Source organism: Corynebacterium sp. HMSC04H06 (genome assembly GCF_001815935.1).
In the GTDB taxonomy this organism is placed as follows: domain Bacteria; phylum Actinomycetota; class Actinomycetes; order Mycobacteriales; family Mycobacteriaceae; genus Corynebacterium.
Genome location: NZ_KV823425.1, coordinates 17,074 through 36,102 on the forward strand (window position 1 = coordinate 17,074; position 19,029 = coordinate 36,102).

The 19,029-nt window shown below is 65.4% G+C and carries 15 protein-coding genes and 1 tRNA gene; 8 read left to right on the forward strand and 8 right to left on the reverse strand.

What is annotated here, in order from left to right; translation table 11 throughout:
• Window positions 1–42: 42 nt before the first annotated feature.
• Complete coding sequence (locus HMPREF3067_RS06030; protein WP_070768851.1) at window positions 43–2,085, reverse strand: TPM domain-containing protein; 2,043 nt, start codon at window positions 2,083–2,085, stop codon at window positions 43–45.
• Between the two features lie 38 nt (window positions 2,086–2,123).
• Here HMPREF3067_RS06030 and HMPREF3067_RS06035 point away from each other — a divergent pair, with 38 nt between their 5' ends.
• Window positions 2,124–2,744 (forward strand): YdcF family protein, encoded by a 621-nt coding sequence (locus HMPREF3067_RS06035; protein ID WP_070768830.1) that lies wholly within the window; start codon window positions 2,124–2,126, stop codon window positions 2,742–2,744.
• Between the two features lie 40 nt (window positions 2,745–2,784).
• On the forward strand, window positions 2,785–4,092 hold the full coding sequence (locus tag HMPREF3067_RS06040) for a deoxyguanosinetriphosphate triphosphohydrolase (protein ID WP_070768831.1): 1,308 nt from the start codon (window positions 2,785–2,787) through the stop codon (window positions 4,090–4,092).
• A gap of 67 nt (window positions 4,093–4,159) precedes the next feature.
• Here HMPREF3067_RS06040 and HMPREF3067_RS06045 read toward each other — a convergent pair whose 3' ends face one another.
• Together HMPREF3067_RS06045 and HMPREF3067_RS06050 are read right to left on the reverse strand one after the other, a co-directional pair.
• Window positions 4,160–4,405 (reverse strand): hypothetical protein, encoded by a 246-nt coding sequence (locus HMPREF3067_RS06045; protein ID WP_070768832.1) that lies wholly within the window; start codon window positions 4,403–4,405, stop codon window positions 4,160–4,162.
• Window positions 4,392–4,877: a guanyl-specific ribonuclease gene (locus tag HMPREF3067_RS06050; protein WP_070768833.1), complete on the reverse strand. Its 486-nt coding sequence runs from the start codon at window positions 4,875–4,877 to the stop codon at window positions 4,392–4,394. Before HMPREF3067_RS06050 ends, HMPREF3067_RS06045 begins: the two co-directional genes overlap by 14 nt.
• 77 nt (window positions 4,878–4,954) lie before the next feature.
• Between HMPREF3067_RS06050 and dnaG the strand changes: the two genes are divergently transcribed.
• On the forward strand, window positions 4,955–6,871 hold the full coding sequence (dnaG, locus tag HMPREF3067_RS06055; RefSeq protein ID WP_070768834.1) for a DNA primase: 1,917 nt from the start codon (window positions 4,955–4,957) through the stop codon (window positions 6,869–6,871).
• A gap of 130 nt (window positions 6,872–7,001) precedes the next feature.
• Here dnaG and HMPREF3067_RS06060 read toward each other — a convergent pair whose 3' ends face one another.
• Window positions 7,002–7,274, reverse strand: coding sequence for a hypothetical protein (locus tag HMPREF3067_RS06060; protein WP_070768835.1), 273 nt, complete (start codon window positions 7,272–7,274; stop codon window positions 7,002–7,004).
• Between the two features lie 432 nt (window positions 7,275–7,706).
• Between HMPREF3067_RS06060 and wecB the strand changes: the two genes are divergently transcribed.
• The 3 genes from wecB to HMPREF3067_RS11005 all read left to right on the forward strand — a co-directional run bounded on the left by wecB (window position 7,707) and on the right by HMPREF3067_RS11005 (window position 10,865).
• The gene (wecB, locus tag HMPREF3067_RS06065; protein WP_070768836.1) at window positions 7,707–8,864 is read left to right on the forward strand and encodes a non-hydrolyzing UDP-N-acetylglucosamine 2-epimerase; all 1,158 of its coding nucleotides are present in this window, start codon (window positions 7,707–7,709) and stop codon (window positions 8,862–8,864) included.
• 77 nt (window positions 8,865–8,941) lie between these two features.
• Window positions 8,942–9,973 carry a Dyp-type peroxidase gene (locus HMPREF3067_RS06070; protein WP_070768837.1) on the forward strand — a complete coding sequence of 344 codons (1,032 nt, stop codon included), beginning with the start codon at window positions 8,942–8,944 and terminating at the stop codon, window positions 9,971–9,973.
• A gap of 121 nt (window positions 9,974–10,094) precedes the next feature.
• Window positions 10,095–10,865, forward strand: coding sequence for a DUF3800 domain-containing protein (locus HMPREF3067_RS11005; RefSeq protein WP_141759340.1), 771 nt, complete (start codon window positions 10,095–10,097; stop codon window positions 10,863–10,865).
• Window positions 10,866–11,099: 234 nt separating this feature from the next.
• Here HMPREF3067_RS11005 and glnA read toward each other — a convergent pair whose 3' ends face one another.
• The 3 genes from glnA to HMPREF3067_RS06085 form a co-directional block, all read right to left on the reverse strand.
• Window positions 11,100–12,542 (reverse strand): type I glutamate--ammonia ligase, encoded by a 1,443-nt coding sequence (gene glnA, locus HMPREF3067_RS06075; RefSeq protein WP_083319166.1) that lies wholly within the window; start codon window positions 12,540–12,542, stop codon window positions 11,100–11,102.
• Window positions 12,543–12,620: 78 nt separating this feature from the next.
• Window positions 12,621–13,778, reverse strand: a complete 1,158-nt coding sequence (locus tag HMPREF3067_RS06080) for a tyramine oxidase subunit B (protein WP_070768838.1) — start codon at window positions 13,776–13,778, stop codon at window positions 12,621–12,623.
• A 782-nt stretch (window positions 13,779–14,560) separates the two neighbouring features.
• Window positions 14,561–14,633, reverse strand: a tRNA-Asn gene (locus HMPREF3067_RS06085).
• 149 nt (window positions 14,634–14,782) lie between these two features.
• Here HMPREF3067_RS06085 and HMPREF3067_RS06090 point away from each other — a divergent pair.
• Window positions 14,783–16,012 (forward strand): hypothetical protein, encoded by a 1,230-nt coding sequence (locus HMPREF3067_RS06090; protein ID WP_141759341.1) that lies wholly within the window; start codon window positions 14,783–14,785, stop codon window positions 16,010–16,012.
• Here the strand turns inward: HMPREF3067_RS06090 and HMPREF3067_RS06095 are convergent.
• Entirely contained in the window at window positions 16,009–16,863 is an 855-nt protein-coding gene (locus tag HMPREF3067_RS06095) for a hypothetical protein (RefSeq protein ID WP_070768840.1), read from the reverse strand. The genes HMPREF3067_RS06090 and HMPREF3067_RS06095 overlap by 4 nt on opposite strands.
• A gap of 204 nt (window positions 16,864–17,067) precedes the next feature.
• Here HMPREF3067_RS06095 and HMPREF3067_RS06100 point away from each other — a divergent pair, with 204 nt between their 5' ends.
• Window positions 17,068–19,020, forward strand: coding sequence for a glycosyltransferase family protein (locus HMPREF3067_RS06100; RefSeq protein ID WP_070768841.1), 1,953 nt, complete (start codon window positions 17,068–17,070; stop codon window positions 19,018–19,020).
• Window positions 19,021–19,029: the final 9 nt, after the last annotated feature.

The following is a 19,029-nucleotide window of genomic DNA, read 5'->3' on the forward strand; positions in this document are numbered from 1 at the left end:
CCCTTCCGCGAGCGGGAGGGACAGGGCGGAAAATTAGAAAGGCTAGAAGGCGCCGCCGCGGCCACCGCCGCTGAAGCCGCCGCCCCCGCCGAAGCCACCGCCGCCAAAGCCGCCGCCGAAACCGCCGTGGTTGCCGCCGCCGAGCATCTGGCCGATGACCATGCCGGTGACCACGTTGCCGGCGACGTTGCCGGCTTGCGCGCGGCGCTGGGAGCGGCGGTAGTCGTCGATGTCGCTCTTGGCCCGTTGCAGCGCGGCCTGGGCGGCGGCCAGCGCCTGCCGGGCGGAATCGAGGGCGCGCTGGATATCGGACTTCTTGTACTGCAACGCCTGGGCGTGCAGGCGCTCCGCATCCGCCAGGGCCGTACGCGCGGAGGCGCCGATGAGCCGCCCGCGCGAGGAGATGAGATCCTCGGCGGCCTGGATCTGCGCGGCCGCGGCGTTCAGCTGCTGGTCCAGCAGCGCCAGCTGGCGCGCGTGGGTCGAGGTGACCTCGCGGACGCGGTCCAAGGCCTGATCGACCTCGGTGTCGATGGTGGCCAGCTCTGTGTAGCAGCCCAGCGGATCGGCCTCGCCCTCGGTGCGGGCGCGTTCGAGGGAGCGCTGGGCGCGGCCGATCAGCTCGTCCAGGGCGGCCCAGTCGGCGGCGGTGCCTTGGGATTGGCCCTGCTGCTTGAGGCGCTCGGCTTCGGCCAGCTCCTCGTCGACTTCGGCAATCAACGCGCCCAGCTGGGACTTGGCGGTGGCGATATTGGTCTCGGCGTTTTCCACGCCGGTCAGCAGGCGGTTGGCCACCTCGAGGGCGTGCTCGCAGGACCGGATGGTGTCGATCAGCCCGCCCTGCTGGCCCGCCGGCTGGGCGGCAATTCCCCGGGCGCGCTCTAAGTCCTTGTCCGCCTCGTCCAGGCTGACCGCGGCCATCTCGACGTTGTCGGCGATGGACTCGAGCATCTCGGCTGAGTAGTTGGCCTGCAGCGACTCCCAGGTGGCCTGCGCCTGCGGCTGGCGGGCGCGCAGGTCGACCACGCGCTGGGTCAGCTCGTCCAGCTTGCTGTCCGCGGTGGCCAGCAGGTTGCGCATCTCGGCGAATTCTTCCGCCTGCTCGTCCAGGGCCCGGTCCGCTTGCCCGCAGGAGGAGATGATGTCGACCAGCATCTGGCGGCGCTGGGACTCGGATTCCGGGATGGAATCATCCAGGCGCTGGCGGATGTCGAAGGCCTTGCGCAGCGTGGCGGTGGAGTGGTTCATCGCGCGGGTGAACTGGCGGGTGCGCTCCGCCCCGAACTCGGCCTGGGCCAGCTGCAGCTCCTCCTTGCCGCGGCGGATGGACTCGTCGGTGGAGACCAGCTCCTCGCGGGCGCGCTCCTCCAGGGTTTCGAGCGGCAGGGCGCCGAGCCGGCGGGTGTCGGCCGGGTCGATGCTGCGGGCATCGGTCAGCGTGGCCTGCGACTGCTTCTTGGTCTTGCGGCGCGAATAGGCCCAGATGCCGCCGCCGGCCGCGGCGAGTGCGGCCCCGCCGCCCAGCAACCAGCCGGTGCCGCCGGCGCCCTCGTCGCCGTGCCCCTTGTTGAGTGCTTCCTCGACGACGGCCTGCGCCGCACCGGGGAAGTCGTCGGCGGCCAGGCGGGTATAGGCGGCGTCGTAGAGTCGGTCGATATCACTCTGGTTCCACTCGCTGCCCACGTAGACGCCGGCGTCCCGGGCGTCCACGTTGACCACGAAGGCGGCGGTGTTCTGCCCGCGGGAGTTGACCACCTGCTGCGCGTAGTCTTGGGCCTGCAGGCCGGACAGGTCGTTGGAGTAGATGATGTAGAGAAGGCGCTGCTGCTCGGTCTGCAGTTCCGAAATCTGCTCGGAAAGCTGGCTCACCTCGGCATCAGAGAGCACGCCGGCCTCGTCCGTGACCGGCTGGCGCATCTGGCTGGGAGCCAGCGCGAGGACCGGCCCGTGCTCGCCTGGCGCCGCCGTTGCCTCCAGGGCGACCGGGGCGGCGCAGGCCACCAGCGCGGCGGCGGAAATGGCTGACAGCCGCAGTGGCAGCCGGGAGTTTGCGACGGGGTGGGGCAGGTGAACGCGCTTTGTCATGGTCACCAGAATACCGTGTTGCTGGCATACTGGGCACGGTGAAACCAGCCGCAACACAACCTTTCCGCACGCATGGCGCGCCGGCCTGGATCGCGGTCCTTGGCACCGCGCAATACGACGGGGTGGCCTCCCGTGTGCTCGCTGCGCGCATCGCCACCGCCATCCAGCTCGCCCATAGGCACCCGGCCGCCGCGGTTTTCACCCTGGGCGGCAACCTGCCCGGCGACCGCTTCACCGAGGCCGGCGTGGCGGCCCGGGACATTGTGGCAGGCGGCATCGACAGCGCCCGGGTCACGGCGCTGCCGGAGGGCAACGACACGGCCGGCTCCCTGGCCGCGCTGGCCCGCGAGGTCTCCGCGCACGGGCTGGGCGACGGCGTCATCGTCACCGATCCGCTGCACCGCGCGCGGACTGCCGCCCTGGCCCGGCGGGCCGGCCTGCGTGCTAGCACTTGCGGGGCGCGCGACTGCCCGCAGCGCTTCCCGCACCGTTCCTGGTGGCGCGCGGCCGCCCACGAGGGCGGGGGACTGGCCGTCCTCGGCGCGGAGATGACCGTAGGGCCCCGCCGGGCGCGGCAGCTGCGAGGGGTGCTGCACGGCATCGAAAACTGCCTGCGGCCCTCGCGCGCCCGCCGCAACCATTTCCTACGCGCCGATTAGCCAACCGGCCGCGGCCCGGCCCGGCGTTTAGACTGGCAGGGTGACCTATAGCTACCAACCCGCCGACCGCGAGCGCCGCAGCCCCGAAGGGACCAAGGGCTCGAACTTTCCTTCCGGCAGCGCTGCCGATGCCGACCACCGCGGCGCCTTCGCCCGCGACCGCGCCCGCGTGCTGCACTCGGCCGCGCTGCGCCGCCTAGCCGACAAGACCCAGGTGGTCGGCCCCCACGACGGGGACACTCCGCGCACGCGGCTGACCCACTCGCTGGAGGTCGCGCAGATCGCCCGCGGCATCGGCTCCGGCCTGGGGCTGGATCCGGACCTGTGCGACATGGCCGGACTGACCCACGACATCGGCCACCCGCCCTACGGGCACAACGGCGAGAACGCGCTCAACGAGGTCGCCGCGGACTGCGGCGGCTTCGAGGGCAATGCGCAGACCCTGCGCATCCTGAGCTTCCTGGAGCCGAAGATCCTCGGGAGCGGCGCGGAAAGCGAGACCTCCTACGGGCTCAATTTGACGCGCGCGGCCCTGGACGCGGCGTGTAAGTACCCGCGCACCAAGACCAACCCGGACGGCACGACCAACCGCAAATACGGCTGTTACGACGAGGACGCGGCCACGCTCGAGTGGCTGCGCGCCGGGCACGCCGACGATCTGCCCTCCATGGAGGCCCAGGCCATGGACTTCTCGGACGACATCGCCTATTCCGTCCACGACGTCGAGGACGGGGTGGTCTCCGGCCGCATTTCGCTGCAGGTGCTTTGGGACTTGGTGGAGCTGGCCGCCCTGGCTGACAAGGGCGCGGACGCCTTCGGCGGCACGGCCGAGGAGCTGCTGGCTGCTGCCGATTCCCTGCGCCGCCTGCCGGTGGTCAACCGCGCCGCGGACTTCAACCACACCCTGGACGACTACGTCGCTCTCAAGCAGCTGACCTCGGAGCTGGTGGGCCGCTACGTCGGCGCGACGGTGGAGGCCACGCGGGCGGCCAACGCGGACCTGTTGGCCAGCAACCAGCTGGGCCGCCAGCACGGCCGTCTGGTGGTTCCGCCGCTAGCGGACGCGGAGGTGCGGCTGCTGAAAACCATCGCGGTCCTCTACGTCATGGACGAGCCGACCCACCTGGCCCGCCAGGATAGGCAGCGCGAGCGCATCTACCGCGTCTTCGACTACCTGACTGCCGGCGCGCCGGGGGCGCTGGACCCGATGTTCAGGCTCTGGTACGACCAAGCGGAGACCCCGGCGCAGCGCTGCCGCGTCATCGTGGATCAGATCGCGTCCATGACCGAGTCCCGCCTGGAGCGGCTGGCCCGCCAGTCCGCGGACCTGGCCGGCTTCTACGACTAGCCACGACCAGGTGCGACCAGGTGCGACCAAGGAACAACCAGGTAGAACTCGCCGCGAATAGGCGCGGCTAGCGCAGCAGGCGCACGCCGAGGTCGTCGAGCACCCGGCGCAGCCGCCGCGAGTCGGCCTCGGGCACGCACCAGTCGGCGCAGACGATGGAATCCAGGCCGAGCTCGCGCAGGAAGTCGGCTAGGGCGTCGAGGTTGCGCGGGGCGGGGCGCTCGCCGGCCTGGCGCAGGTTGCCCAGCGCCCGGTAGAAGTCGGCCTCGCTGCGCAAGCGGTCCGTTATCAGTACGCGTTTAGTGTTCGGCATCTGGGATCTCGCAGAAGCTTTCGTAGTGGTCGGAGGTGTAGTACCAGTGCTCGGGGTCGGTCTCGCTGCCGCCGCCGGTCACGATCCGGCGCTCGCCGCGGTGGTTAAGCCCCGGGGTCTCCACGGTGTACTCGCGGTAGTAACCGGAGGCCTGGTCCGGCAGCACGCCTTCGTAGTTGCCGAAGCGCTGGTTGTCGTTGTCCGGGTGCGGGTAGGGCCCGCCGGCCTGGATGGTCTCCACGGTCTCGGCGGCCTCGCCCGGCAGGGTGGACAGCTCGCACGTATCATTCTCTGCCGACGCGGCAGTCGCCGAGCTTCCTGTGCTCCCCGTGCCGCCGGAACCGGTCTCCGAGCCCGCACCCGAGCCGGAGCTATTGCTGCCGAAGTCGAGGCCGAAGTAGCCCGCGATGAGAACCACCGCGAGCCCGCCTAAGGCCACCGGCCACGATTTTTGGGAGCTACCGCTTTTCATGGCTTTAAGTTGTAACAGGTGTGCCAGCCGATACCGAAATTGGGTGCCGGTTTGCCGCGCTGGGTACGCTGTTACACATGGCGCGAGGCAGGATTCCGGAAAGCGATATTCAGCAGATCCGAGAGCGTGCACCGATTGAGGAGATCGTGGGCGAATACGTCCAGCTCAAACCGGCGGGGCACGACTCCATGAAAGGCCTGTCTCCCTTCAAGGACGAAAAGACCCCGTCGTTCCACGTGCGCCCCCAGCGCGGCTATTTCCACTGCTTTTCCACGGGCAAGGGCGGCGACGTCTTCACCTTCCTGATGGAGATGGAACAGCTTAGCTTCCCCGAGGCTGTCGAGGCCGTCGCACAGAAGATCGGCTACCACATCAATTACCAGGGCGGGACCACCGGCGCCCGCGACGTGAAACCGGGCACCCGCCAGCGGCTCATCCAGGCCAACAAGGCTGCGCACGAGTTCTACCGCCAGCAGCTAGAGACCCCGGAGGCCGCCACGGCCCGCAACTTCCTGCTGGATCGCGGTTTTTCCCAGCAGGTCATCTACGACTTCGAGTGCGGTTACGCCCCGGACGGCTGGGACACGCTGACCAAATACCTGCTGCGCATGGGCTTCGATTACGAGGAGCTGGAGGCCGCTGGGCTGTCCAAGATGGGCCGGCGCGGACCCATCGACCGCTTCCACCGCCGCCTGCTCTGGCCGATTAAGGACATGGCCGGCAACGTCATCGGCTTCGGCGCGCGCAAGCTCTTCGACGACGACAACCTGGGCAAGTACATGAACACCCCGGAGACCATGCTCTACCACAAGTCCAAGGTGCTCTTTGGGCTGGACGTGGCGAAGTCGAGCATCGCCAAGCAGCGCCAGGCCGTCATCGTGGAGGGCTACACGGACGTGATGGCCATGTACGCCGCCGGGGTGCCCAACGCGGTCGCCTCCTGTGGCACGGCTTTTGGCGGGGAACACCTGCAGCTGCTGCGGCGCCTGATGCTGGATGACAGCTATTTCAACGGCGAGCTCATCTACACCTTCGACGGCGACGAGGCCGGGCAGAAGGCCGCCCTGCGCGCCTTCGAGGGCGAGCAGAAGTTCACCGGCCAGTCCTTCGTCTCCATCGCCCCGAACGGGATGGATCCGTGCGATCTGCGGCTCAAGCGCGGCGATGCCGCCGTGCGCGAGCTGGTCGCCGACCGCATCCCGATGTTTGAGTTCGTCATCGAGTCGCTGATTTCCGGCTACCGGATCGATACCGCCGAAGGCCGCCTGCAGGCCCTGCGCCGCGCTGTCCCCGTCGTCGCGCAGATCCGCGACAAGCCCCTGCAGCGTGAATACGCCCGCCGCCTGGCCGGCTGGGTGGGTTGGCCGGAGCCAGAAGAGGTCATGCACCAGGTCGACCAGGCCGCCCGTGACAACCGCTCCAACGCCCAGCGCAAGCCGGTCATGCAGGCCAAGCGCTTCGACAACGCGCAGGCCCAGCCCGCCCAGCAGGACGTGCCGGCCATTCGCCCGCCGAGCCCCAACGAGACCCACCTGTGGCCGCAGCGCGAGGCCCTCAAGCTGGCCCTCCAGCACCCGGCCGTGGTGGGCGAGTACTTCGATGGCCTGCCAGCGGATTCCTATACCAACGACGCCTACCGGACCGTGCGGGAGGCGATCGCCGCGGAGGGCGGCGCCGTGCGCGGCGCGCAGCTGCCCAACGTCGAGTGGCTCGCCGACGTCGCCGGCCAGATGCGCGATCTCACCGGCCGCAACTTTGTCTCGGAGCTGGCCGTGGAAACCATCCTGCCCACCGGCGATATCCCGTTGGAAAGCTACGCGGACTCCGTGCTGTCCCGCCTGCAGGAATCCCGCGTGGCCGACCAGATCGCCCAGCTCAAGGCGCGCCTGGGACGCATGCGCCCCAGCGACGACGAGCGCGCCTACAACAGCCTCTTCGCCGATCTGGTCGCCTTGGAGCAGGCCCGCCGCGAGCTCAACGAGCGCGCGCTCTAGCACACCGAAAGCCCACCGAAAGCACGCCCAAATCCAAGCCGTCCTCCGGCGGACGGCTTGGAAAGGCACAGATAAAGCGCGGGCCCTGGTGGGCCCGCGCGCGTGCTGGGCTAATCGAGATTAGGCGAGGCTAGTCCTCGTCGGGCTCGTAGATGCGATCCCGAGGGATATCCGGCTGCTCGGTCGACCGGGTGCCGCGGGAACGCAGGTCCTTGACCTCCCGCATGCGCGGCTCCGGGTCCAGCCGGTTGGCCACGGCCTTGCGCGCAGACCGCAGGGCGGACTTGGTGGCGGGGGAATTGACGGCCTTTTGGTAGGCACCCTTGATCTGGTGATAACGCTTGCGGCCGGCCTTAGTGCCGAAGACGTACCCGGCTGCGGCGCCAACAACGAACTGAATCATGGGCGGTAGATTACTCCCTTGCGAAAAATCGACGATAGGTGTGGTGCTTTTTACGCTCCCAGCCTACCTATTTTCCCTCCCCGCCCGAACGGGGGTGAGGGTGGCGAAGTGTTTTCTTAGTCTTCCGTATATGCATTCGGCACTATATATTTAGGGGGTGGACATGGGAATGATACCGGCCGTACCCGCTGCTAATGAGACCGCAGCGGGCCTGGCGTGGGCCGCTTTGTTGCTGGCGGGCTCGCAGGAATCGGCCTAGAAAAGACCGCGCGCAACGGCGCGGGCGACGGGCCCGTGCGGGCGCGGCGGGGGAGCGCGCGACATTCACCCTGCTGCGGGTGGAATAACGGTAGCGGGATTGTTTCGGCCTCGGTAAGATATTAACAAGTTAACCCACTAATTTTGTATTCCTAAATTCGCCTAAGGAGCGTAATGCCTGCCCCGAAGATCATGACGGTCTACGGTACCCGTCCAGAAGCCATCAAGGTGGCGCCGGTCATCAAGGCCCTCGACCAGGATGATCGTTTTGAATCTGTGCCGGTGTCCACCGGCCAGCACAAGGAGATGCTCGAGCAGGTCAACTCCATGTTCGGGATTACTCCGGTCCATGATCTGGGGCTGATGAAGCCGGGGCAGGGCTTGAACGAACTGGTCTCCCGCGCGCTGGTGGGTCTGGACGAGGTCATCGCGCAGGAGAACCCGGACGCGATCATCTCCCAGGGGGATACCTCCACCGCGATGGCCGCGGCGCTGGCCGGCTTCCACCGCGGCGTCAAGGTCATCCACCTGGAGGCCGGCCTGCGTACCGGCGATATTTCCTCCCCGTTCCCGGAGGAGGCCAACCGCCGGCTCATCGGGCAGGTCGCGGCCCTGCACCTGGCGCCGACCGAAGGTGCGATGGAAAACCTGCGCCAGGAGAACTTCCGCAGGAAGGACATCGTAGTCACGGGCAACACCGTCATCGACGCGCTGCTGGAGGCCGCCGGCTGGGACACCGAGTTCGCCGACCCGGCGCTGCAGGCCGCCGCGGCCACGGATAAGCGCCTGGTCGTGGTGACCACCCACCGCCGGGAGAACCTGGACGCGATGAAGAATATCGGCGACGCGGTCGCCGACCTGGCCGCAGAATATCCAGACACCTACTTTGCCCTGCCGTTGCACCTGAACCCGAAGGTGCGCCAGGCGGTGCTGCCGGAGGTCGAAAATCTGGACAACGTCATCATCACGGATCCGCTGCCGTACGACCAGTTTACCCAGCTGCAAAACTGCGCGAGCATTATCCTGACCGACTCCGGCGGAGTCCAGGAGGAAGCCCCGGCGCTGGGCAAGCCGGTGCTGGTGATGCGCTCGAATACCGAGCGCCCCGAGGCCGTCGTGGCCGGCACCGTCAAGCTGGTCGGCACCGACCGCGACCTCATCACCGCGGAGGCGCGACTCCTGCTCGAGGACGACGCCGCCTACGCCGCCATGGCGAATGCGGTCAACCCCTACGGCGACGGCCAGGGCGCGGCGCGCTCGGTGGCCGCCATCGCGAACCTGTTCGGCCTGGGCGAGCGCCTGCCGGACTTCGCGCCGTCCGCCGCGGACTAGGGCGCCCGTCCCGCGGCGTAAATTTTGCCGCCGCGTTCCGCCGGTTGGGGCGCACCCGACCTTCTATACTGGGTTACATGCAACCCCATGAGCTTTCCCAGACGATCATCCTGCCGCAGACCAAGGTGGCCTTCTTCATCAACCTCAAGGTGCCCGCAGGCCAGGAGCAGGCGGCTATCGATGCCCTGACCGGCCTGTCCGGCACCGTCGATGGCGTCAGCTTCCGCGATCCGCATTCGCACCTGAGCGCCGTGGTGGGCATTGGCTCCCAGCTGTGGGACCGGCTTTTCGACCCGTCTACCGCTCCGAAGCCGGAGGGGCTGCACGACTTCGTGCCGTTGGAGGGCGACAAGCACTCCGCGCCCTCGACGGGCGGGGACCTGTTCTTCCACATCCGCTCGGACGAATTCGACCGCGCCTTCGAGCTGACCCGCCGCATCAAGGGGCTGCTGGGCGACGAGGTGGAAACCCTCGACGAGGTCCACGCCTTCCGCTACATGGACTTCCGCGACCCGCTGGGCTTCGTGGACGGCACCGAGTCCCCGCAGGGGCGCGCCGGCGCCGACGCCGCGCTGATTGCCGAGGGCCAGTGGGCCGGCGGCAGCTACATCGTGGAGCAGAAATACACCCACAACTTGAAGGACTGGGAGAAGATCGGCGTCGAGGAGCAGCAGCGCGTTATCGGCCGCACCAAGGCCGAGGACATCGAGTTCGACGACGCCGAGAAGCCGCACAACAGTCACGTCTTCCTGAACTCTGTGGAGGACGCCGACGGCAACTCCCTGGAGATCGTCCGCGACAACCTGGCCTTCGGCAAGGGCACCGGCGAGCAAGGCACCTTCTTCATGAGCTACGCCAACGACGTCCGCGTGACCGAGCTGATGCTGCGCCGCATGTTCTTAGGCGAGCCCCGCGGCAACTACGATCGTATCCTTGATTTCTCCACCCCGCTGACGGGCGCGAACTTCTTCGCCCCGCCGCAGGAGTTCATCGACGCCGCCGACGAGTACGTGCGCCCCGGCCTCCTGCCGGACGACGACGCGCCGGCCGATCCCAGCCAGCCCGCCACGCAGCTGAGCGCCGCTAAGGGGCTCTACCCGCAGGACTAGCGGCTTTTGCGTCGCCCTGGGAGACCACCCCAGGGCGGATTTTGCTGGTGTTGGAGACTGCGGAGTTTCAGGCTCGGTAGAATACACAATTCGATCCGGATGGCTTCGGTAAACTGAACTCATGGATAGCTTGTCTCCCAAGAGCCCTCCTCAAGTCCACCTTCCTTTGTCTACAGAGGGGGTAGCGTACTTCGTGGATGAGGCTGGGAGTAAGGGCTCTCTTGGGAAACACTTTGTGACAGCCGCGGTGAGGACTTCTGATCCGGACAAGCTCTCTAGGGCTATCAAAGCCTGTCGCGATAGAAATAATTTTACGAAAGCCGAAGAAATAAAATTTTCCAAGGTGACAAAGAATTCCGAGCCGATACTTGCTGAGCTATTTTCGGAAGCAGTGTCAGCAGGGTGCACCTTTGGAGCGTTTGTTTTAGATAAACGGCATTTTGACCCGTGGTCTAACAGGGATCAGTGGCAGGGACACCGATTTGCCACCGACCGGTTGCTTCGAGGGCTTATAACTCGGCGCGAAGTGAGTGTGCTGATGGTGGATCACATTGATGTCCCGGAAGGGATTTCGTATGGTGATGAGCTTGCTGCCGGTTTAAATAAGAGGTTTGGAAACAAGCGAGTAGTCACCGCAGTTAGTCTCGATTCTAGGACTTGCCCTCCACTGCAAATCGCTGATTTGTTGGCTAGCGCGGTCTTTCACGCGAGAAAGAAGATTGAAGACAATGGGTTGGAGCACTTTCTTGACGACAAAACACCTAAGGCTCGATTGGCGAAAGATATTGCGGCTGCATTGGGTGAAACGTGTTTTAAAGACTGTCGAACTGACCTGCTGAAACTCCAAACAAGTCATGAGCTGTCCTTGACAGAACTTAGGGGTGGGGTATGATCCAATCAGGCGCTGAAGCCTTAGTCTCAGACTAGAAGCAAGCGCCCGATGGGCCGAGTCTCAGACTCATTACCCATGAAAAGCGGATCCCATACCGTAACACTTACCGTACTTATCGCGACGCCCCACTTGAAAAGTGGGGCGTTTGCTTTTGCACGAAACCAGTTCTTCGGCAGTGCTGTAACCAACTGTCCTAGGGAATACAAAGCCCGGCACAGGGTGGTCTTCCAAGAATTAGACGTTGTAGTACAGCTCGAATTCCTTCGGGGACGGGCCCTGTCGCAGGGGCAGGATTTCGCGGTCGAACTTGAGCCGGGTGTAGGCCTCGAGGAAGTCCTCGGTCATGACGTCGCCGGCGGTGAGGAACTCGTGGTCGGCCTCGAGGGCCGCCAGCGAGGACTCCAGGGAGTGGGGGACTTGGGGGATGTCCTTCCGCTCCTGCGGGGAGAGCTCGTACAGGTCCTTGTCCACCGGCTCGCCGGGCTCGATGCGGTTGAGGATGCCGTCGATGCCGGCCATCATCTGCGCGGTAAACGCCAGGTAGGGGTTGGCCGAAGGATCGGGCGCGCGGAACTCGATGCGCTTGGCCTTCGGGTTTTCGCCGCTCAGGGGGATGCGGATGGCCGCGGAGCGATTGGACTGGGAATAGGCCAGGTTGACCGGGGCTTCGAAGCCGGAGAACAAACGGCGGTAGGAATTGACCGTGGGGTTGGTCAGCGCCAGCACGGCCGGTGCGTGCTTGAGCAGCCCGCCGATGTAGTAGCGTGCGGTATCGGACAGGCCGGCGTAGCCGGTCTCGTCGTAGAAGAGCGGCGTGCCGTCCTTCCACAGCGACTGGTGGGCGTGCATGCCGGAGCCACCATCGCCGGCCAAAGGCTTGGGCATGAAGGTGGCTGTCTGCCCGTGGCTTTCCGCGGTATTGCGTACCACGTACTTGAAGGCCTGCATGTCGTCGCCGGCCTTGAGGAGGTTGGCGAAGCGGTAGTTGACCTCCTGGATGCCGCCCGTGGCGATCTCGTGGTGGAAGCGCTCGACGTCAAAGCCGATGAGCTCCAGGTTGTAGGCGATGTCGTCGCGCACCGGGATGGTCTTGTCGTAGGGCGCAACCGGGAAGTAGCCGTCGTTGATGCGGATCTGGTTACCGCGGTTCGGGCTGCCGTCCATCATGGTTTCCTCCCCCGAGCGCCACCAGCCCTCGTCGGAGTCGACCTGGTGGAAGGAGTGGTTCACGCCGGAGGAGTAGCGGACCGAGTCGAAGACGTAGAACTCCGCCTCCGCGCCGATGGAGCAGGTATCGGCGATGCCGGTCTCCTGCAGGTAGGCCTCCGCCTTCTGGGCAATGGAGCGTGGGTCGCGGGAGTAGGAGGCCTGGGAGAGGGGATCCCGGACGAAGAACTGCATGTTCAGCGTCTTGTGGGCGCGGAAGGGGTCGAGGTACGCCGTGCCCGGATCGGGGATGAGCGTCATGTCCGACTTATCAACGGTGGCGAAACCGGGGATGGAGGAGCCGTCGAAGGCGAAGCCCTCGCGGGCGGTTTGCTCTGTCAGAAGGCGGGCGGGCACGGTCAGGGCATGCTCGGCACCGAACACGTCGCTGAAGCGAATATCGAGGTAGCGGACCTGCTCCGCCTGGATGAAGTCGATGACATCGTGGACTGAGGAAGCTTGCAAGCTCACTGGGGAAAACACGCCTTAGGGTGTAGTTGGGGATGGGAATTAATGGGACATAGATGAGGCTGGGCTGGCACCGACGCCCTAGGACAGCGCCGGCACGTCCCAGAGGTTGAGCGGTGTGCCCAAGCCCTTGTCGCGGGCTTGCTCCAGGACGTCCGTGGCCCACGCGACGTCCTCGACGGGCATGCCGCCGATGGAGTAGAAGAAGATTTCGTCGTCGTTGGTGCGGCCGGGGGCCTGGCCGTCGGCGATGGCGCCGATATTGGCAATGTCGGACTCTTCCAGCTTGCCCTCCTGGACCATGTCCCACCAGCGGTTGCCGGGAATGCCGAGCAGGCGCTCGTAGGTCACGTCGGGGCCGTTCTCGTTGAACCACTCGGCGTACAGGCCCTTGTAGTCCACCACGAGGCGGGCGCCGCCGGAGGCGACGAAGTCATCGTCGAAGCGGGCGGCGGCCGGGGCCAGCACCAGCGCGCCGGGCTTGAGCCAGTCCTTGTTGAAATACGGGAAGCCCTGCGGGCCGTCCTGGGAGGTCGAGGTGCCCGCGATGAGGATATCGGAACCTTCCACCGCCTCCTGCTCGCTGTCGACGACGGTGAACTCAATATCCGGGTGCTGCTCGCGCAGGTAGTTCGCGGTGCGCTCAGTGGAGGCTGCCGTGCGCCCCTTGATCTTGACGCGCTTGATGGACGGGCGCTGGGTAATCGAGGAAGCCAGGATCGTCCGTGACATCACGCCCGGCCCGATGATGCCGACCTCCTCGGCATTGTCCAGGGCCAGGTGCTTCACGCCAACGGCCGGCACGGCGCCGGTGCGGTAGGCCGAGAGCAAATTCGCGGACATGATGGCCTTCGGCGCTCCCGTGACCGTGTCGTTGAGGACAAAGACGTGGATAGAACGCGGCAGCCCGTGGTTTCGGTTGTCCGCGTTGGATCCGTACCACTTCACCCCGGTGTTGTTGAAGCGGCCGCCGATATAGGCCGGCATGGCCATGAAGCGGCGGTCGGGGCCGTTGGCCGGCATGCCCTCGAACTCCGGGTCATCGGGGAAGTTGATCTGCGCGCCGTGGCTGTTTGCGGAGGCACCAGCCATGCGGTAGTCACCCTTGTCGAGCAGGATGAGGGTTTCTTCCATCGTTTCGACGCACTTGGCGGCATCCGTCACGCCGGCGTCGATCATGTCTTGTTCGGACAACCAGATGAGGTCTATGCGGGGATCAGGTTGTTCACTTGCTGTCATGGGCCTGCTTTCTGTGTTGAGCGCGCTTGCGGGCTCGCGGCGAAAAGCTTCCTTGGCTCACCCGCGAAGGCGCGACTGCGGAATCCAAGGTCGTACGGCCCAGCGTATAGAAGCCACCCACGCGCCGTACCCACTTTGCGTTTTACCCTGCACCGAAACCAGGCGAATATGTCTATTGCACTCTACGTTTGCCCACTAACGCTTTCACACACCCCTATGCTGCAACAATGCCCTATACCGGGGGTAATCACGGGGTAAACGCGGTTGCCCCGAATAGAAACCATCGGTGGGGTTGTATTCCTGATTTCTCGGGCCTTGGGGGCAGGAGCCAAGTGCAAGATCGATTATTGAGTAGGCGGGCTGCCCCACCGATGAAGTTCTTACTCGTCGCGGTGGCTCGCTTTCAGTGCCTTGACTTCCCGGGATAGCTGAGCCATGTCTTTTTCAGTGACTTGGGTATCCCGTGCAGCTAGGTAGGAGTCCCACTCCTCATTTGTCTTCTTTAGAAGTTTGTCTGCTCCGCGCTTGAATCGACCTTGAAACTCGATTTGAGAACGCACTGATCGTCCCTGTTTAAGGGCAACATTTTCCATTCTGGAAACAGTCGCCTCACGTATGAGTTCACCGCCTTCTCAAATGCTGTCAGGCATTTGCTCATGGGCCAGACATACTGTGTTTTCTTTTGTGGTCGGAGAACTGGGGTGGGGCAAGTTGGTTAGTGTCTTTGGATCGACAAAACCCCGCTGGCTAGTAAAACACTAGCCAGCGGGGCGATGAAATTGCTCCTCCAACTGGGCTCGAACCAGTGACCCTTCGATTAACAGTCGAATGCTCTGCCAACTGAGCTATGGAGGAATATCCATTCGCTGCAACGACTGCTCGCTGCAACGAGACATAACTATATTAGGAAACCTCCGAAGAACACAAATCGCCAGGCAGTCGAGGTTTTCTGGAATTGTCTTGGCGGCGCGGAAGGAGTGGGTTGCGGCAGGTAGATTAGAGGGGTGACTTCGCGAATTAGTTTTCACCCGCACACGTGGACCAAGCGGGCCCTAGTGGTGCACACGGACCTGCCGGGGCCGCGGGAATGGGGGCCGGAGCAGCTGTGGCGTCTGCTTCCCGCGCGGGCGCAGCGGCCGGTGCGCGTGAGCTTCGCGTTTAATCGTGATGTCGCGGTCACGGGTGATGGCTTGGCGCTGGCGCTATCGACGCTGACGGGCAAGAACTTCGAGCGCATCGATTTCGGTTTCGAGGTATCCGCGGGTGTGCGGGAGGCGATAGCCGAGTGGACGCAGGCGGAGGTCAACGCCGAAGGCGTGCCTGGCGGGGAGGGGGCCGCGCCGGGTGGGGTGGCGGAACCTACCCCAGGCAAGGTGGTGCTGAATTTTTCCGGCGGGTTTGACTCGCTGGCGGCGCGCTATCTGCTGCCGGAAGACCATGCGTTGGTCTCGTTGGATTTCGGTGGGAGGTTTAGCCGCGAGCGGGAGTTCTTTCAACGCTTCGACCCGATCCGCGTGGAGACCAATGTGGTGCGCACCCCGCTGTGGGCGAACTCGTGGTCGTTTATCGGCCTGGGCACCCTGCTGACCGTGGCCACGACGCGCGCGGAGTACTGCTCGTTTGGCTCCATCCTGGAATCGACCAGGTTCAAGCGGGGCAGCGCCTATGAGAACAACTTCACGTTCCCGCCGTTTGCGGCGGCGGGGATGACGAATGCGGCGCCGACGCTGGGCCTGACCGAGGCCGGCACGGTCTTGGTGCTCGCGCACAACGCGCCGGAGCTGCTGGCAGATTCGTTGCAGTCCCTGGCGGGACCCCGCGAGGAGAAGCTGGTGCGCAAGCGGGCGCTCGTCGAGGCGGTACTGGCGGCGGCGGGCACGCCGGTCACACTCCCGCGCATCGAGATGCCCGCGGAGCCTTATTTCACGTTCGGAGACAACTTCACCACGGACCTGACCGCGATGTATTTGAGCTGGCTGGGGCGCCCCGACCTGGCCCGGCAGCTGGTGCGCGGGTTCAGCCAGCAGATCGTGCGTGACGTGCGGGGCATGGATTTTGACTTCATGCGCAAGGCAGACGGGCGGATGTACCGCAACTACCCGGAGCCGCTGCACGCCATGCTGACCGCGGGGCTGGACCAGGCCGGCATCGAGTACTACTCGGCCCAGGATGCGGAAGCCAACGCGGAGTTCCTGCGCTACTGGCAGGCCTTCAAGGCCAAGCAGGCGGGCTAGCCAGTGATGCTGTCGCTGAACATGTCGTCGGCCAGCAGCTCGTCCCAATGCCCGCCCAGGGAGACCGCGAATTCCAGGATTCCCTGGAGGAGATAAAACGGGGGCGGGGCATGCCCCGAGCCCCAGTCGCCGACCAGGAAGCGGCGGCGCGCGGCGTGGTCGGCGGTAGCGTCCTTCCAGGGCCGGCAGTGCTGGGTCAGGTGCAGATCGTCGTCGCTGCACTGCAGGTAGGCCACGTGGTTCGGAAAGGACTCGGCGTAGAGCGGGGTGACGTCGGTGACGGCGGGGATGTCCTCAATCGGCGCGCCCGCCCAGCTGCTGTCCAGAAAAGCCTTGACGTGTCCGGGGTAGTAGCCGGCGATGGTGGTCTGCGGGTTCGCCACGATGGCTAGGGAACCGGGGAAGCGGTGGGAGTAGTACAACGCGGCGAAGGCCCCGGCGGAAGAGCCGTAGAAGATGAGGTTTTCTGCATTGTCCAGCCCGTCCTGGATGTGGGAAATGGCGCGGACTAGGTCGTCCTGCAGGGGCAGGGACGGCGACCCAGTGAACCACCCGATGGCGGTGCTGCGCCCCAGCATCGGATCGGAGACAAAAATAAGGTTGGCGTCCAGGTTTTCGGTCAACTGCTGGCCCACAAATAGCGGCAGACTGGTCGTCGTCGGGTCGGCGGCGGCGTGGAAGACCACGATGGTGGTGGCCGCCTGCCGGTCGACCACCATCAGTTCCAACAGCGCGTCCTCGTAACCGATGACCTGGATACCGGGGGTGAGCGCAGCGTGGCAAAAATCGTCGAGGGACCGGTGAAGCACGGTATCCGCGCGGTAGCGCCGGTAGTTTCTGACGAAAGGCATGCGCACAAGTCTAGCGCTTTGCCGCGTCCACGTGTCCCACCCTGTACACGCTCGCGAAAACGGGTGCAGGCTTAAGCCACAACCCTGCGGAAGTGAGCGGGCTTCGTTTAAGATGTTCGCAGTTAACATTTTTCTGTGGCGCTGTAACCCAGCGGAAACCCACCGAAAACCCAACTATCCCCCGAACCGAAAACGAGTCCAGCGATGAACCTTTCCGAATTACGGACCGCCTTGTGGCACCTGCGCAAGGGCGGTTTCCGGCAGCTGGGAAGGCACCTGGAGCACCGGGAGAATCTCCGGCTGAAGGCCTCGCAGGACGCGGCGGATAAGCAGCGGGTAGAGGAGATGAAGCGCGCCGAGCTCCGCGGTTTCGATCCGCTGGATTTTGAGGAGTTCCCGGAAAACACGTCCCGGCCCAAGCCTTTTGGCCATTACCGGGTGGGCGCCATCCTGGATGATTTCTCGCACCTGGCCTGGGGAGGGGAATTCGACCTGGTGCCATTGTCCCCGGAGAGCTGGCGCGAGGAGATCGCTGAAGGTATTGATTTCCTGCTGGTTGAGTCCGCCTGGCAGGGAAACTCCGGGGCCTGGCGCTACCAGGTCGTCGGCAGCAACGCCCCCTCGGACAACCTGCGCGAGTTGGTCGCGCACTGCCGGGCATCCGGCATCCCCACGGTGTTCTGGAACAAGGAGGACCCGGCCCACTTCGACGACTTCCTCGCTTCCGCGGAGCTTTTTGAGGTCGTCGCTACTACCGATGCCGCCTGCGCGCCCCGCTACCAGGCGGCGCTGCCGGGTAGCCGCGTGGTGGTCGCCCCCTTCGCCGCCCAGCCCCGGGTGCACAATCCCATCCGCACCGCGGTCAGCGGGCGCTACCAGCGCGGGGACCTCTGCTTTGCCGGAACCTATTTCCGCCACAAGTTCCCAGACCGTGCCCGGCAGATGGAGTTCATCCTGCGCGCCGGGCTGCTAGCCAGCGACAACCTGCATTCGGCGCTCACCATCTATTCGCGCAACCAGGACGTGGACGACAAGTACACCTTCCCGGCGCCGTTTGATGAGTGGGTCGTAGGCGCGTTGCCCTACGGCCGGATGCTCAGCGCCTACCGCGGCTACAAGGTCTTCCTCAACGTCAACACCGTCACAGATAGCCCGACCATGTTTTCCCGCCGCGTCGTGGAGCTGCTCGCCGCCGGCACCGCGGTCGCGACCACGCCGGCGGCGGGGATATCCCGCCTGTTCGGCCCCGGCGAGGCCCTGACCATCGACAGCCCCGCGGAACAGCCGGGCGAGGAGGCGGAGGACGCCATCGATGCGGCGGCCGCGAGCATCGAGGCCCTAGTGCGTTCCCCGCTCGCGCGGGACCGGATGGTGCATAAGGCCCAGCGGATCATCTGGGAGGGGCACACCTATACCCACCGCGCCGAGCAGATCATCCAAGCGGTAGGCCTGCCTGCGGCCAACGGCTGGACCGGCCGGCCGAAGGTCACGGTCATCATGGCTACCAACCGGCCGGAACGGGTGACAGGGGCCCTGACGCAGATCGTGGCGCAGCGCGAGATCGAGCTGGAGGTCCTGGTGGGACTTCACGGGATTGCTGCCCCGGAGCAGGCCCCGGCGGGTGTGCTCTTCCGCGAATTTCCCGCGGAGGCGAGCCTGGGCGAGGTCCTCAACGGGCTGGTAGGCGAGGCGAGCGGTGACTACGTGGCCAAGATGGACGATGACGATTGCTACGGGCCGGACTACCTGCGCGACCAGGTCAACGCCCTGCGCTATTCCGGGGCCGAGGTCGTGGGCAAGCAGGCGTCCTACCTGTACCTGGCCGGCACCGATGAGCTGGTGCTGCGTAAACCGTGGCGCGAGCACCTGTGGACCGACTTGGTCTTAGGTGCGACGCTGACCGGCAGGCGGGAGACCTTCGTGGATCATCCCTTCCGGGAGCTCGGCAGGGGCGAGGACACCCAGTTCCTGCGCGACGTGGCCGCCGCGGGCGGCAGGATTTACTCGGCCGACCGTTTCAACTACATCCAGGTCCGCGCCGCCCACGGGCACACCTGGGACGTGGAGGCCTCGACGCTCAAGCGCAACGGGATCGTGGAAAGCTACGGGCTCAACCGGGACCACGTCTTCGTGGGCCGGGAAGCAGACGAGGACTAGGGCAGGGAA

Excerpts from the sequence above, each read along its gene's own strand:
- HMPREF3067_RS06080 (WP_070768838.1), bottom strand. The coding sequence starts at position 13,778 with ATGACAGCAAGTGAACAACCTGATCCCCGCATAGACCTCATCTGGTTG.
- HMPREF3067_RS11005 (WP_141759340.1), top strand. The coding sequence starts at position 10,095 with ATGGATAGCTTGTCTCCCAAGAGCCCTCCTCAAGTCCACCTTCCTTTG.
- HMPREF3067_RS06060 (WP_070768835.1), bottom strand. The coding sequence starts at position 7,274 with ATGATTCAGTTCGTTGTTGGCGCCGCAGCCGGGTACGTCTTCGGCACT.
- HMPREF3067_RS06100 (WP_070768841.1), top strand. The coding sequence starts at position 17,068 with ATGAACCTTTCCGAATTACGGACCGCCTTGTGGCACCTGCGCAAGGGC.
- HMPREF3067_RS06070 (WP_070768837.1), top strand. The coding sequence starts at position 8,942 with ATGCAACCCCATGAGCTTTCCCAGACGATCATCCTGCCGCAGACCAAG.
- HMPREF3067_RS06095 (WP_070768840.1), bottom strand. The coding sequence starts at position 16,863 with ATGCCTTTCGTCAGAAACTACCGGCGCTACCGCGCGGATACCGTGCTT.
- HMPREF3067_RS06050 (WP_070768833.1), bottom strand. The coding sequence starts at position 4,877 with ATGAAAAGCGGTAGCTCCCAAAAATCGTGGCCGGTGGCCTTAGGCGGG.
- dnaG (WP_070768834.1), top strand. The coding sequence starts at position 4,955 with ATGGCGCGAGGCAGGATTCCGGAAAGCGATATTCAGCAGATCCGAGAG.
- HMPREF3067_RS06030 (WP_070768851.1), bottom strand. The coding sequence starts at position 2,085 with ATGACAAAGCGCGTTCACCTGCCCCACCCCGTCGCAAACTCCCGGCTG.
- wecB (WP_070768836.1), top strand. The coding sequence starts at position 7,707 with ATGCCTGCCCCGAAGATCATGACGGTCTACGGTACCCGTCCAGAAGCC.
- HMPREF3067_RS06045 (WP_070768832.1), bottom strand. The coding sequence starts at position 4,405 with ATGCCGAACACTAAACGCGTACTGATAACGGACCGCTTGCGCAGCGAG.